Genomic DNA, 14,338 nt, shown 5'->3' on the forward strand with positions numbered 1-14,338 from the left:
TCGAACTACTATACACTCTGATCAAGGCTGGGGTTATCAAATGAAGAGGTATGTAAAGAAACTAAAAGATAATGGTATCTTTCAAAGTATGTCCCGAAAAGGAAACTGTCTAGATAATTCACCAATGGAGAATTTCTTTGGGCTAATGAAACAGGAAATGTATTACGGTAAAGTTTATAAATCATTTGAAGAGCTTAAGCAAGCAGTAACTGATTATATTTTTTACTATAACAATGAACGGATAAAAGCAAAATTGACTGGCATGAGCCCGGTGGAATACCGTCTGCATACCAGTCAACTAGCTGCTTAAATATTTTGGTCTAACTTTTAGGGTTCAGCACATTTTGGGCAGTCCTTTTCATATCTAGGCATTTATATAAGACCAGATGGCTCTCCATGCTTCATCTTTACCTTCACCACTTTCCGCTGAAAACGGAATGATTTGATCTTCTGACTCTATTTCTAACGTTTCAGAAATCTGTTTAAGCTGTCGTTGCCGTTTTGACTTTGGCACTTTGTCCATCTTGGTTGCCATAATGAGTACTGGTATTTCATAATATTTCAGAAAATCATACATTAGCAAGTCATCTTCAGTTGGTTTATGCCTGAGATCAACGATTAACACAGCGAGTTGTAACTCTTCACGACTGGAGAAATAGGTTTCCATCATTTTCCCCCATGCCTGTCTTTCCTTCTTGGAGACTTTAGCATATCCGTAACCGGGGACATCAACAAAGTAAAGCTGTTCATTGATTAAATAAAAATTTAATGTTTGAGTCTTCCCTGGTTTAGCAGAAATTCTCGCCATGCTTTTCCGTTGAATCATCCGGTTTATAAATGAGGATTTCCCAACATTCGATCGACCCGCAAGTGCTATTTCCGGATAAGGATCATTCGGATATTGCTGTTCTTTAACCGCACTAATCACAAGTTCAACACTATTTACTTTCATCTTCCGGCTCCTCCAAAAGTGCATGCTTTAATACTTCGTCCAAATGGTCTACCTTGATAAAGTTTAAATCCTTTCGAACGCTTTCTGGTATGTTTTCTAAATCCTTTTCGTTTTCAGCTGGAATTAAGATCGTCTTCAGTCCAGCGCGATGAGCACTTAGTGACTTCTCTTTTAATCCACCAATTGGCAATACACGTCCTCTTAACGTAATTTCACCTGTCATGCCCACTTCTTTACGCACGGCACGTCCAGTCAGAGCTGATACTAATGCAGTAGCCATTGTAATTCCCGCTGATGGCCCATCTTTTGGCGTAGCCCCTTCTGGAACATGGATATGAATATCACTTTTATCATGAAATTCCGGGTCAATATTAAGCTCTTCCGCTCTTGAACGGATATAGCTAAAAGCAGCCTGGGCAGATTCCTTCATGACATCCCCCAATTTACCTGTTAGTGTGAGCTTACCTTTTCCAGGGTAAATCGATACTTCAATAGAGAGGGTATCTCCGCCTGCTGTTGTATAGGCTAACCCGGTTGCAGCACCCACCTGATTTTCTACTTCAGCTTGACCATAACGAAAACGAGGCTTTCCAAGCATTTCTTCCAGCATTTTTTCGGTTACCACAACACGCTTCTTTTCACCAGAGACAATCATTTTTGCACCTTTTCGGCAAATCGAAGCTAATGTACGCTCAAGATTTCTTACACCTGCTTCACGTGTATACATTCGAATGAGTTTTAGTAGGGCTTCTTCACGAACTTGGAATTTCCCTTTTGTTAATCCATGGTCTTTAATCTGCTTGGGCAGTAGATGTTCTTTGGCTATATGTAGCTTTTCGATTTCTGTATATCCAGCTATTGAAATAACTTCCATCCGGTCCAATAATGGTCCAGGTACCGTTTGCAATGTATTGGCCGTTGCAATAAACATTACATTCGATAAGTCATAATTTTCTTCAATAAAATGATCACTAAACGTACTATTTTGTTCAGGATCCAGTACCTCTAACATAGCGGAAGATGGGTCACCACGGAAGTCATTCGACATTTTATCTATTTCATCCAGCAAAAATACAGGATTAATGGTTTCGGCTTTTCTCATCCCTTGTATGATACGACCAGGCATAGCGCCAACATAGGTTCTTCTATGTCCACGAATTTCAGCTTCATCACGGACTCCGCCAAGAGATGCACGCACAAATTTTCGATCAATGGATTTAGCTATGGATTGGGCAAGTGAAGTCTTACCAACCCCAGGAGGGCCAACTAAGCATAATATAGGCCCCTTTATACTTTCTGTTAATTGCTGTACGGCCAGATACTCCAATATACGCTCTTTTACCTTATCTAAGCCATAGTGATCATCATTTAATGTTTTCTCAGCTCTTTTTATGTCCAGGATATCCTCTGTTTCTTCGGTCCATGGAAGCGCAATAAGCCATTCAATATAATTCCGAATAACAGAACTTTCCGCTGAATTATTTGGTATCCTTTCATACCGGTCAAGTTCTTTAAAGGCAACCTTTTCAATCCGCTCAGGCATATTGGCTTCTTCGATTTTCTCGCGTAATTGGGCGACTTCACCCGTTTTTCCATCCTTATCACCAAGTTCTTTTTGGATAGCCTTCATTTGTTCGCGTAAGTAATATTCCTTTTGTGTACGCTCCATCGATTTTTTTACACGCTGACCGATTTTCTTTTCCAGATGCAGAACTTCTTTTTCATTATTGATAATTTCAATAAGATGATCCAGGCGCTCTTTCACATTCGTAATTTCTAATATTTTTTGTTTGTCTTTCATTTTTAAGGAAAGATGAGATGCTACAATGTCAGCCAAACGCCCAGGCTCATCTATATCGGAAACACTGGATAAAGTCTCCTTACTCGTTTTCTTAGACGCTTTTATGTATTGTTCAAAATAATCCAATAACGTTCGCATTAAAGCTTCTTCTTCTACTTTATCACCGTGGGTTTCATCTATCTCCTCAACATCAACAAGAAAGTAGTCCTCTTCCTCATCCTTAAATTGCAGAAGTTCTGCACGTTCCAGTCCTTCTACAAGTACTCTGATTGTACCATTTGGGAGCTTTAACATTTGCTTGACATTCGCGATTGTCCCCATTCGGTAAATATCTTCTTTGGCTGGTTCATCAACATTGATTTCTTTTTGTGAAGCTAAAAATATTCGGTTGTCTTCCACCATCGATTGCTCCAGTGCCTTAACTGATTTATCACGGCCGACATCTAAATGTAAAACCATTGAAGGATAAACAATTAAACCACGCAAAGGCAGGAGGGGAAGCTGTGTAATTGTATCTTTTGCCATAATCTGTACACCTCCAGTACTTCCATTTTGTACTATCATCATAAAGAAATCCTTTTCGTTTGTAAACAAATTGCTATTGAATGGAACAGTTAGCAAAAAGGGTAAAGACCTCGGAATAATCCGAGGATAAAAAATTTACATGGATTTTCGTTTTGGATAGGCATATTCATGATTTTGAATAATAGAATGAAACTCAGCTGTTAGAACATGCTCTAATACTTCCTCAAATTCACGTACTGGAACAACTTCAATCTCTTCTATCTGATGAAGAGCTGCCTGACGATTTTGGTAAGGAATTAACACTTTTGCTGCACCGGCTTTTTTCGCTCCCTTTATTTTAGGCAATATCCCCCCAACTGGTTTCACCTTCCCATGTAAGCTTACTTCTCCTGTTAAGGCGACATCATTTTTAACAGGGACTTTATGAATAGCCGAAAAAATACCCACTGCCATAGCAACTCCTGCAGATGGCCCATCTACAGGCATGCCACCAGGATAATTAATATGTAAATCATACTGGTGAACAGGAACTCCAATTGACTTCAGCATCGTCAATACATTGTTAACCGAATGGTTCGCCATACTTTTACGACGAATGGTTTTGCTCCCTTGATTCAATTCTTCTTCATCCACTATTCCGGAAATACTTATATCGCCTTCTTTTCTGTCCGTAACTGGTAAGGCCGTTACTTCAATTTCCAGTAAAGATCCGGAGTTTGGTCCAAAAACGGCTAAGCCATTTACAATACCGACATTTGGTCGATCAGGCACTTTCGGAGTCAATTTTGGCGTCAACTGACTTGATTCGGCTACCCATTCAATATCTTTAACTTCAATTTGGTCTTTTTGCTGCTTTTTCACAATCCCAACACATATTTGCACTATATTAACGGCTTCACGACCATTTCTTGAATAAGCAGCAATTCTTTCTAAAGCCTCTTGATTAATTCCGATATTTACTTTATCAGCTGCCTTCTTAGCAACCTTCATTAAATGTTCTGCTTCTAAATCCTTAAAGAATATTTCCAAACACCTGGACCGAATGGCTGGGGGGATTTCCTCCGGATTTCTGGTTGTAGCACCAATCAGACGAAAATCAGCTGGTAAACCCTGCTGAAAAATTTCGTGAATGTGTAGAGGAATCTTATCATTCTCCTCACTATAATAAGCACTGTCAAAAAACACTTTTCTGTCTTCTAATACTTTTAATAACTTATTCATTTGCAATGGATGTAATTCACCAATTTCATCTAAAAACAGGATTCCCCCATGAGCATTGGTTACAGCCCCTCTTTTAGGCTGAGGAATACCCGCCTGGCCCATGGCACCTGCCCCTTGATAAATTGGATCGTGCACAGATCCAATTAAGGGATCAGCAATACTCCGCTCATCAAAACGGGAAGTGGTTGCGTCTACTTCAACAAATGCAGCTCCTTCACGAAAAGGGGTTTCAGGTCTCTTTTTTGCCTCTTCTAAAACCAATCGTGCTGCTGCTGTCTTACCAACTCCAGGTGGTCCATATAAAATTACATGCTGCGGATTTGAACTACAAAGCGCAGCTCTTAAAGACTCAATGCCATCCGCCTGTCCAATCACATCCTCCATCTGTTTGGGACGAACTCTTTCAGACAAGGGCTCTGATAAAGAAACGGAACGTAGTTTTCTTAAATCTTCTAATTCTTTCTTGGATTCCTTTTCAATTGCAACTTTACTCGTACGATTCGTTTTCAACATATTCCAAAAATATAAACCAACTACTATCCCAACCAGTAGCTGAATAAAAATAGTAACACCTGCAATTCCACTCATTATGTAATCCTCCCATTATAAAATACATACATTGTCAACTAGTATCTCCTGAAATAACAAGGATTAAACGGGGGAAAAGCGAAGGCTGCAGGGTTAAGTTTAAGTGCTGTAATATAAGCTAAAAAACATAAAGAGACGTACTTGTTCGCACGAATAAACCAAAAAAACTGCTCCTAAAGTCGCCCTATTGGCACTCTTTAGGAGCAGTTTTATCTTTTACCCTTATGCACTTTCCTTTGGTGATTCTTCATTCTGGTCCACCACTGAACCATCTGTCATCACCAGTTTTGGTTTACCATTTTCAAGTTGAACGGTATCTTTTGTAATAATACATTTGTCAACATCTTCGCGTGAAGGTAATTCATACATTACATCGAGCATAATTCCTTCAATAATTGATCGTAAACCACGTGCTCCAGTTTTACGTTCAATAGCTTTTTGAGCAATCGCTTGTAAAGCTTCATCTTCAATTTCAAGCTCTACTTCATCAATTTCAAACAGCTTTTTGTATTGCTTAACAAGAGCATTCTTAGGTTTGGTTAAAATTTCGACTAATGCATCTTCGTCTAATGGTTCTAGTGCTCCAATAACAGGAAGACGTCCGATAAACTCAGGAATTAAGCCGTAACGAAGCAAATCTTCAGGCAAGACTTTTGTTAATAATTCTGCTTTATCTAATTCCTCACCATAATTATCTGCTCCAAAACCAATAACCCGTTTACCTAAACGGCGTTTGATAATTTGTTCTATTCCATCAAAGGCTCCGCCAACAATGAAAAGTACGTTGCTGGTATCTATTTGAATAAATTCCTGATGTGGATGCTTACGTCCACCTTGAGGAGGAACACTTGCTACGGTTCCTTCAAGAATCTTCAATAGCGCCTGTTGTACCCCTTCACCTGAAACGTCTCTTGTGATAGAAGGGTTTTCTGATTTGCGAGCGACCTTATCGATTTCATCAATGTAAATAATACCTTTTTCCGCCTTCTCAACATCATAGTCAGCTGCCTGAATAAGTTTGAGAAGGATATTTTCTACATCTTCGCCGACATAACCAGCTTCGGTTAGTGAAGTAGCATCCGCAATAGCAAATGGAACATTTAAAATACGAGCTAATGTTTGCGCGAGTAGCGTCTTACCGCTTCCAGTCGGTCCCATAAGTACGATATTACTTTTTGATAACTCAATATCATCATTGTTTTGATTTGAATTAATTCGCTTGTAGTGATTGTATACAGCTACAGATAAAGATTTTTTTGCACTTTCCTGACCGATAACATAATCACTTAAAATATCGTTAATCTCTTTTGGTTTTGGAACTTCTTTAAATTCAACTTCTTCTTCATTACCTAATTCTTCTTCCACGATTTCAGTACAAAGTTCAATACATTCATCACATATATAAACACCAGGGCCTGCTACTAATTTTCGAACCTGCTCTTGTGTTTTTCCACAAAAAGAGCATTTCAAGCGTCCCTTTTCATCATTAAATTTTAGCATTCAATCACCTCACCAATAAATCTGTATCTCTTTACCATTAAGTTCAGTACTTCTTTTGTTAGTCTTTAGCACATCATATCAAATATATGTGTGTGGAAGAAAGTAATAAACATCTACATTTATATGTCTTTTTATATAGATATGTAATCATTATGTACGTCATGTCTTTAGAAGTCAATGATTATGAAAACTTAGATTTCTGCTTGTTTCTAAAGAAGATACAGTATAGCTTATATGTATGCATTGTATACTAAACATGTTCGGTATTCTGTATGTACAAAACAAGGTACGATTTCTCGCACCTTGTCTTATTTTTTTATGCAGTTTTACTTTGTTCTACTAAGAAATCAATGGCTTTTCTAAGCTTAAGCTCATCTTTAAGCATATCTGTATTTCCACCTAGAGCCTGTTTAATTTGATCTACTTCCATTTGATAGGATTTAGCCATATTCTCAAGCTCTTCATTTACATCTTCTTCTGTTGCTTCAAGGTTTTCTGTCTCAGCAATAGCTTCAAGGGTTAAGTTTGTTTGAACACGCTTCTTAGCATCTTCTCTCATTTGTTCTTTCAAGTCGTCCTGACCTTGGCCGGAGAATTGCTGGTACATATCAAGGGTCATGCCTTGCATTTGCAGACGCTGTTCAAATTCCTGAAGCATACGATCAAGTTCTGATTCAACCATGGCATCAGGAATATCAACTTCTGCATTTTCACTGGCTTGTTCGACTAAACTTTCCCGTTTTTGATTATCTGCTTCTTGTTCTCTTTGTTCCTGAAGGCGTTTCTTCGTTTTATCCTTCAAGTCATCAATCGTTTCAGCTTCATCATCAGCATCCTTAGCAAACTCATCATCAAGCTCAGGAAGCTCTTTTGCTTTAACTTCATGAATTTTTACTTTAAAGGTAGCTGGTTTACCCGCAAGATCTTCTGCATGATAGTCTTCAGGGAAAGTTACTTCAATTTCGCTCTCATCTCCAGCCTCTTTACCAATTAATTGCTCTTCAAAGCCTGGAATAAACTGGCCGGAACCAATCTCTAAGGAATGGTTTTCTGCACTTCCACCTTCGAATGCTTCACCATCCATGAATCCTTCAAAATCGAAAACAACCGTATCGCCTTCTTCGATTTTGCCTTCTTCTTTCACTACTAGTTCAGCATGGCGTTCTTGCAGTTGCTTTAATTCATTTTCAACATCTTCGTCTGTTACGTTTGTATCTTGTTCTTCAACTTCAAGGCCTTTATAGTCTCCTAGTTTTACTTCTGGCTTAACCGTAACATTAGCTGTGAAAATGAGATCTTTACCTTTTTCAATTTGTTCAATATCAACCTCTGGCTGATCAACAGGATCAATTCCCGCTTCATCAACAGCTTTTGAATATGCTTCTGGCAATACTAAATCCACTGCATCCTGGTAAAGGGCCTCAACACCAAAACGTTTTTCAAAAATTGGACGGGGTACTCTTCCCTTTCTGAAACCTGGAATTTGTACATCTTTTACTACTTTTTTGAAGGCTTTATCTAAAGCAGAATCAAATTCTTCTGCACTTACTTCAAAAGTTAGTACTCCTTCATTGCCTTCTTGTTTTTCCCATTTTACTGACATAGATTTCCCTCCAACATCTATTATTCAATTGATCATTAAAATTGAAAATCATTGGGTAGTATTCAATTTTATAAGTACGAATGCATAATGCAACCATTATATTATAACATATTCTTTACAGCTTTCAACAAATTAACCAATCGTTCGTACACTATTCAATTTGAGAAAAATACTTTTTTTCTAATTCTTTAATTTCATTTTTCCAATATTCCCGCTCATCACTCTCATCTGTATCGAGAGAATATTGATCATCCATCTGCAGGTATTCTACCGCTAATGATAATATAGCATCGGTTATCACTGGACGATCTTTGTCATTTGGTAAGAAAGGAAAATAAACATAAAGGAAACGAAACAGGATTTGTTTGGTAAATTCAAACAGAGTTGGATCCTGCTGTTCCACCCAATCCAATGCTTTTATCACCTCTTGGGCAAAGGACTGATCCAATATATCTGATAATTCTTTCGGATTTACCATTTTCATTTGCTTAAATTTGTCAATTTCAATTTCTCTGTCAATTCCCTGCTCCATAAACCATTGCAAAAGCCCTGTCTTCAAAACCGGGTTTAAGTCTGTATCGCTAAAATAAGGAATAAAGTCTTCTACATAATCCTCAACCGGTTTTTTTCTTATTAAGGATAATAAACGCCATTGTTCCTGAAAACTTCCGCCTTCTAGATTATGGAGAAAATATTGGATTTCCTTATCATTATGTTCATTCTCATAATCCTGATTAAAATTCTGACTTAAATCATAAATCTGTTGAAATTGTTCCCGATATGTATAAGGGATTTCTTCAGTTGAGAATATTTCATCTAATAAACTGGTGATTTCATCATACTGACTAGTTTGAAATAAAACGGTAATGTAGATATGTAAATACTTATAATAGTTCTCTTCATCTTCTTTCATTAACTTTCTGCACAAGGCTATAGCTTCATCATAACGTCCTAATTCGATATAACAAATCACTTTTCCTGTTAAAATTTCATAGGATGCTGCTTCAAATTCCTCTAAAAGCAAGATATTTTCCAGTGCATCTTCATATCTTTTCTCTTTTAAAGCCTCCAGACCATCCTGCTCTAATTCCTTCTTCCAGCCAGGAAATATGACGACATCTTGATGTTTCTTATTCATAAACACCTTCCTGTTCTTTTTAATGCTCTAGTTGAAGTATTACTAATTGATACCCTGTATCTATAATTTAAAACGTTACAAACTGTCCATTTTTATTATAACTCATCACACTATATCATAAGTTCTCCACTTTTGATAATCCCAGAAACAGGATTGATTTCTACAAGTTTGAAACATAACAAGAAAGGGAATTATTCTAATAAGTATATACAATGTACGTTACCTATATAAAGCATATCTGTTAAATGAATAAACAAATATACGGGAAAGTCTTATAATCTTTACGTTTATTCATAGGAGTGATATTTATTAGATATTCCTATTTAACAGATGAAAAATTAGTAGACGCTTATCAAAAGGCATTACAATTACAACTGGAAAATGAATTTATTAAAATTTTGGAGGAGGAAATTCAAGTACGAAATTTACCGGAAAGCAAAGTATTTCCTCATATATGATGGTCAAGCTTCCAGCTTGACCACTTCCTATTACTTTTAAATGTTTTCGATTAAATCCCAGCTTAATACACTAATATTGCGAAACCCTTCTCCATTTAAAAATTCACCAATATCATTCACATGATCTTTTGGTACAATAACTGCTTCAACATCCCGACGGGTAAAATGGAAGTCATCTAAACATCTCCATTCTCTTTCACCATAAAAGGAGTCATCATAGTCCGAATCAAAGTGAGTAAGCTTTAAGAAATTGACAAGTGGATTACTTTGATTTATCCCTAATAATTCAAGAAAGTTTATCTGATTTTCGTCACCTTCAGTTTTTAATTGTTGGGTTTGTTTGGGCTTTATTTTTATCATCTTAGTTGGATAGGGCTCAAAATATAATACTGGGTGGAAATTATCATGAATTTTCTTTGCATTAAATCCTACTGCGTAATCACCGTAATATTGCCGATGAAACATTAAATCCTTTAGAGGAATATCACAAACACAACAAAACTCATCCGTTTCAACTGCCTCTAGAACCTTTTCTGTTGTTGTAGCTTGGAGAACTTTACTCTGGATAATATTTTTTAAATTTTCCATAGCCTTTTCCGGGTGTCTTAGTGTAGTATTTTCCTTAACTTCTCTTAAACATCGATAATGATGCCAAACCTTAGAACCATCCTTAGATACAGGCCCTCCTGTAAAATGCCAGTAAATATTAGAATAAAAACGAGGTTTCATGTAATCCCCCTTTTCTTTCATCTCTCCTCAAAAGCAAACAAAAGCATTAAGCATAAGCAGCTTAATGCCCATTTCTTCTTACTCAATATTTGCACATCTTCTATAAATCGATTAAAGTCATAATGAATACACCCTCTTCCCTCTTAAAGTCTTCCCAATACCATAAAAAATATGAAACTAAGCTTTCGTAAAGTGGATTGATCCCATTTCTGAATGGTAGTTGAAAGCATTAGTGTTGCATTTAAGAAATATAGATCATAATGGTCATCTTCCATTGGTTCATTGGTCCATTTGTTCATTTCCTATTGCATTAGAAAGTTTTTTCATAAAACTTATTGACATTACAGTGAAATCTTCTTATAATAGGTTTTGTCCGTTGCGGGTGTAGTTTAGTGGTAAAACCTCAGCCTTCCAAGCTGATGTCGTGGGTTCGATTCCCATCACCCGCTCCATGTCCCAGTAGCTCAGCAGGATAGAGCAACAGCCTTCTAAGCTGTGGGTCGGGAGTTCGAATCTCTCCTGGGACATTTTTACATAATGATAATTAGAAAAAATACTCACAATAATTGCTTAGACAATACAATGTGAGTATTTTTTGTTTATGAATACATTTTGTTCCTTAATCCCCACTGATGTAGAATACCGATTAAAAATGAATGCTTGTGGTAGCTTCAACTTCGCCTTTAAGATTCAAAAATTCGACCTGGAGCTCTTTAGCATCCTCCCATCCTAAACGTACATAAGTAGGTGTTCTCCCGGCAGCTCCACCCCGAGGCTCACGAATACTACCAGGATTAATAAATAAAGTATCCTTTACTTTTTCAGCTCCCGCTAAATGGGAATGTCCAAAGCACACAATGTTTGCCCCAGCTTCCTCTGCTCTGTAAGACAAAGGCATTAAACTCATTTTTACTTGGTACAGATGGCCGTGGGTAATGAGAAAATGCTGTCCATCAACAGTAAGATGAGTGTCTTCTGGATAATTCCGATCAAAATCGCAATTCCCTCTTACTTTATGAAAGGTATTCATTTCATCAGAATGATATTCTAATTCAGAATCACCACAGTGAATAAAGGCCGCTGCCTCATCTTTGTGTCGATTCTTAATCTGTATCAACTCGTCCACTAAACCATGACTATCGCTTGTAATAATGACAACAGACACCATAAATCACTCCATTTTTCCTTCTGTTTCGAGCCAATCAATCATTTGATCTATAGCATGCCTGCGATGGCTAATCTTATTTTTCTCTTCAGGTAACAATTGGGCAAGAGTACGATCGTAACCTTTTGGATAAAAAATGGGATCATACCCAAACCCATGTTCGCCCTTCCTTTCCTTGCCAATAGACCCTTCACATATTCCCCGTTTCATAACCGTATCTATTCCCGGCCGGGCAAAAGCTAATACACAAACAAAACGAGCCGTTCGCTTCTCCGTCTCTATTCCGTTTAGTTCCTTTAAAACCTTTTCGACATTTTTATGATCATTTTTATCCAATCCCGCATAACGGGCCGAATAAACACCGGGCCGTCCATTTAAAGCATCTATTTCTAAACCGGAATCATCACTCAAAACCGGGAGTTCGAAGCGATCTGCTATGGCCTCTGCTTTTATTCTGGCGTTTTCTTCAAATGTTTCTCCTGTTTCTTCGATATCGGGGATGGATTCACTTATGTCGAGCAGACTTACAATCTCCATGCCGATTTGCGAAAAGATTTCCTTAAACTCTATAGCTTTTCCTTTATTTTTCGTTGCAAGAATGACTTTTTTCATTTCTATTCTTCCTCTTGGACAGCTTGTTGATTTTTCAGCAGATACTCATGCCATTTTCCAACAGCGACTCGTTGAATCTCAAAAATTTCCTTCAAACCATCATCCGCAAGCTTTAACATTTTGTTAAGTTCATCATATGTAAAGGTATCCTCTTCACCTGTACCCTGAATTTCTACAAACTCACGGCTTCCATTCATGACGATGTTCAAATCTACTTTAGCCTCTGAGTCCTCTTTATAGCACAAATCCAGTATTTCCGTTCCGTTGGGTAAAATTCCAACAGAAGTTGCCGCTAAGTAATTGTTAATTGGAAACTCTTTTATGGTTTTATTCTCCAGTAGTTTACCAAAAGCATGAACCATGGCTACAAACGCACCTGTAATGGAAGCTGTACGAGTACCCCCATCAGCCTGGATTACGTCACAATCAATCCATACTGTACGCTCACCAATCTTATCAAGATCAACAACAGCCCTTAAGGACCGACCAATTAAGCGTTGAATTTCCATTGTACGACCGGAAACTTTTCCTTTAGAGGATTCACGAATATTACGACTTTCAGTTGCTCTTGGTAACATCGCATATTCTGCTGTTATCCAGCCCTTTCCTTGTCCTCTAAGAAATGGAGGAACACGATCTTCAATGCTTGCATTACATATAACCTTTGTATCTCCTACACTAATAAGAACCGAGCCTTCAGGGTGTTTTGTAAAGTTCGTTTCCATATGTATTTTTCGTAGTTCGTTAATCTCTCTGTTATCAATTCTCATTGCTTTTTCCTCCTAACACTCCTTGAGACTATACCATATCATTTCCCGGAATTTGAGACAAACCCGTTACGGAAATTCCTGCATAAAAAAGAGGCTGTCTGGCCAGCCTCATTCTGACATCTTTATTATATACATCTTTTGCCTTAAATACCACTTGGTTCCGAAATATCCTCACGTGTTACTGGTTCAGTGTAAGCTTCCCCATTTTCATTATATACTTGTTCTGTCCCTTCTACTTGAATTTGAACTGAATCAACTTCAGGTTGTTCCGTCAAAGAAAGAACAATTGAATTTAACACAGGATCAGAAATGGTTTTATTTTCTTCATCACTAAAGATGGATTTACTAAAGGTTAAAGATAGAACGCTATCCTCATTAACAGGCTTTTCTGTCAATTCGACATTATTTTGAAATACATTTAAGAGACCTGTTAATTCATACCCCGGCCCCTCTATAAGTTGATTAATTACCGCTTCATACTGCGTGCTGTCAGTTTCTTCTACACGGGTTGTAACAGGTACATAATAATAATGACTATCCTGTTGAGCTGGATAATAAACTGTAACGGCCTCACTATTTACGATATCCGACACATCTCCAGTATGAAGATTAATACCATCTGCGCGGGAATATCCATCGCCCAGTGGGGTTCCATTCACAGGCATAACGTCCTGTTCAACACCATCCACCTGTAATTTCATACGTTTCACAGAATCAAACTGAGTTAATGTAAAGGTCATCGCCTGCAAAATTTTCAGCTCATTTTCAGCTTTATATTCTTTAAACTCCTTGGAAACATCTACCACTAGAGTACCATCATCCTGTAAATTTAAGCTATTAATGTTAGTGCCCGCAGGTAAAACAGCTTGAAAGCCATTTGGAAGAATGCTGGAAACAGGACCATCCTTAACGAGATATTCCAAAGACTGTTTGGCAACTTCCTTAGAGTCTACCTGAGGAAGTGGTAATGTTTGAGAAACCACCATACCATTTTGGTCAATTAAGTACAGCTCTCTGTTTGTCGTTTCCTTTGTTTCTTCACTGGATTCATCACTCGTTTCTTTCTTTTTGTTTTCCTCCGATGCCTGATTGTTATCCTCAGTATTATCTAAATCATTTACCGTTTGAACATTTTGAGGTGGATCCATGAGCTCCTCTAATGATTGCTCCCCTTGAAAACAACCTGATAATAGTACAATACTGGATGTGAATGCCGTTCCTATCCAGATCGATCGTTTTTTCATGCTTTTCCCTCCCAAGATGGTTTGTACTACTA

General features: G+C 37.6%; 14 protein-coding genes and 2 tRNA genes. 4 read left to right on the forward strand and 12 right to left on the reverse strand.

Annotated elements, in window-relative coordinates:
- The coding region (locus BMX63_RS11950; RefSeq protein ID WP_143060157.1) for an IS3 family transposase at positions 1-310 on the forward strand (310 nt) is incomplete at its 5' end.
- A 54-nt stretch (positions 311-364) separates the two neighbouring features.
- Here BMX63_RS11950 and yihA read toward each other — a convergent pair.
- From yihA to BMX63_RS11980, 6 genes are all read right to left on the reverse strand, one after another.
- Positions 365-952, reverse strand: coding sequence for a ribosome biogenesis GTP-binding protein YihA/YsxC (gene yihA / locus BMX63_RS11955; RefSeq protein ID WP_093135935.1), 588 nt, complete (start codon positions 950-952; stop codon positions 365-367).
- Positions 939-3,278, reverse strand: coding sequence for an endopeptidase La (gene lon, locus BMX63_RS11960; protein WP_093136274.1), 2,340 nt, complete (start codon positions 3,276-3,278; stop codon positions 939-941). Before lon ends, yihA begins: the two co-directional genes overlap by 14 nt.
- Before the next feature lie 135 nt (positions 3,279-3,413).
- Positions 3,414-5,087 carry an ATP-dependent protease LonB gene (gene lonB, locus BMX63_RS11965; RefSeq protein WP_093135937.1) on the reverse strand — a complete coding sequence of 558 codons (1,674 nt, stop codon included), beginning with the start codon at positions 5,085-5,087 and terminating at the stop codon, positions 3,414-3,416.
- A gap of 222 nt (positions 5,088-5,309) precedes the next feature.
- Positions 5,310-6,587: an ATP-dependent protease ATP-binding subunit ClpX gene (gene clpX / locus BMX63_RS11970; protein WP_093135939.1), complete on the reverse strand. Its 1,278-nt coding sequence runs from the start codon at positions 6,585-6,587 to the stop codon at positions 5,310-5,312.
- Positions 6,588-6,903: 316 nt separating this feature from the next.
- The gene (tig, locus tag BMX63_RS11975) at positions 6,904-8,190 is read right to left on the reverse strand and encodes a trigger factor (protein WP_093135941.1); all 1,287 of its coding nucleotides are present in this window, start codon (positions 8,188-8,190) and stop codon (positions 6,904-6,906) included.
- 151 nt (positions 8,191-8,341) lie between these two features.
- Positions 8,342-9,328: a tetratricopeptide repeat protein gene (locus BMX63_RS11980; protein WP_093135943.1), complete on the reverse strand. Its 987-nt coding sequence runs from the start codon at positions 9,326-9,328 to the stop codon at positions 8,342-8,344.
- Positions 9,329-9,627: 299 nt separating this feature from the next.
- Between BMX63_RS11980 and sda the strand changes: the two genes are divergently transcribed.
- The gene (gene sda / locus BMX63_RS11985) at positions 9,628-9,786 is read left to right on the forward strand and encodes a sporulation histidine kinase inhibitor Sda (RefSeq protein WP_245732825.1); all 159 of its coding nucleotides are present in this window, start codon (positions 9,628-9,630) and stop codon (positions 9,784-9,786) included.
- 36 nt (positions 9,787-9,822) lie between these two features.
- Here the strand turns inward: sda and BMX63_RS11990 are convergent, their stop codons facing one another.
- A complete protein-coding gene (locus BMX63_RS11990; RefSeq protein ID WP_177167289.1) occupies positions 9,823-10,515 on the reverse strand; it encodes an abortive infection system antitoxin AbiGi family protein in 693 nt (230 codons plus the stop codon).
- 143 nt (positions 10,516-10,658) lie between these two features.
- A complete protein-coding gene (locus tag BMX63_RS18085) occupies positions 10,659-10,814 on the reverse strand; it encodes a hypothetical protein (RefSeq protein WP_177167290.1) in 156 nt (51 codons plus the stop codon).
- A gap of 79 nt (positions 10,815-10,893) precedes the next feature.
- On the opposite strand from BMX63_RS18085, the gene BMX63_RS11995 reads away from it, so the two are divergent.
- Together BMX63_RS11995 and BMX63_RS12000 are read left to right on the forward strand one after the other, a co-directional pair.
- Positions 10,894-10,967: transfer RNA gene (locus tag BMX63_RS11995), tRNA-Gly, on the forward strand.
- A gap of 1 nt (position 10,968) precedes the next feature.
- Positions 10,969-11,042 (forward strand) — tRNA-Arg (locus tag BMX63_RS12000).
- A 119-nt stretch (positions 11,043-11,161) separates the two neighbouring features.
- Here BMX63_RS12000 and BMX63_RS12005 read toward each other — a convergent pair.
- From BMX63_RS12005 to BMX63_RS12020, 4 genes are all read right to left on the reverse strand, one after another.
- The gene (locus tag BMX63_RS12005) at positions 11,162-11,680 is read right to left on the reverse strand and encodes a metallophosphoesterase family protein (protein ID WP_245732826.1); all 519 of its coding nucleotides are present in this window, start codon (positions 11,678-11,680) and stop codon (positions 11,162-11,164) included.
- A 6-nt stretch (positions 11,681-11,686) separates the two neighbouring features.
- Positions 11,687-12,292 carry an XTP/dITP diphosphatase gene (locus BMX63_RS12010; protein ID WP_093135951.1) on the reverse strand — a complete coding sequence of 202 codons (606 nt, stop codon included), beginning with the start codon at positions 12,290-12,292 and terminating at the stop codon, positions 11,687-11,689.
- A 2-nt stretch (positions 12,293-12,294) separates the two neighbouring features.
- Positions 12,295-13,062 carry a ribonuclease PH gene (rph, locus tag BMX63_RS12015; protein WP_093135952.1) on the reverse strand — a complete coding sequence of 256 codons (768 nt, stop codon included), beginning with the start codon at positions 13,060-13,062 and terminating at the stop codon, positions 12,295-12,297.
- A gap of 143 nt (positions 13,063-13,205) precedes the next feature.
- Complete coding sequence (locus tag BMX63_RS12020; RefSeq protein WP_093135954.1) at positions 13,206-14,306, reverse strand: GerMN domain-containing protein; 1,101 nt, start codon at positions 14,304-14,306, stop codon at positions 13,206-13,208.
- Between the last annotated feature and the right edge of the window lie 32 nt (positions 14,307-14,338).

This window comes from Salinibacillus kushneri (assembly GCF_900111405.1).
Taxonomy (GTDB): Bacteria; Bacillota; Bacilli; order Bacillales; family Alkalibacillaceae; genus Salinibacillus; species Salinibacillus kushneri.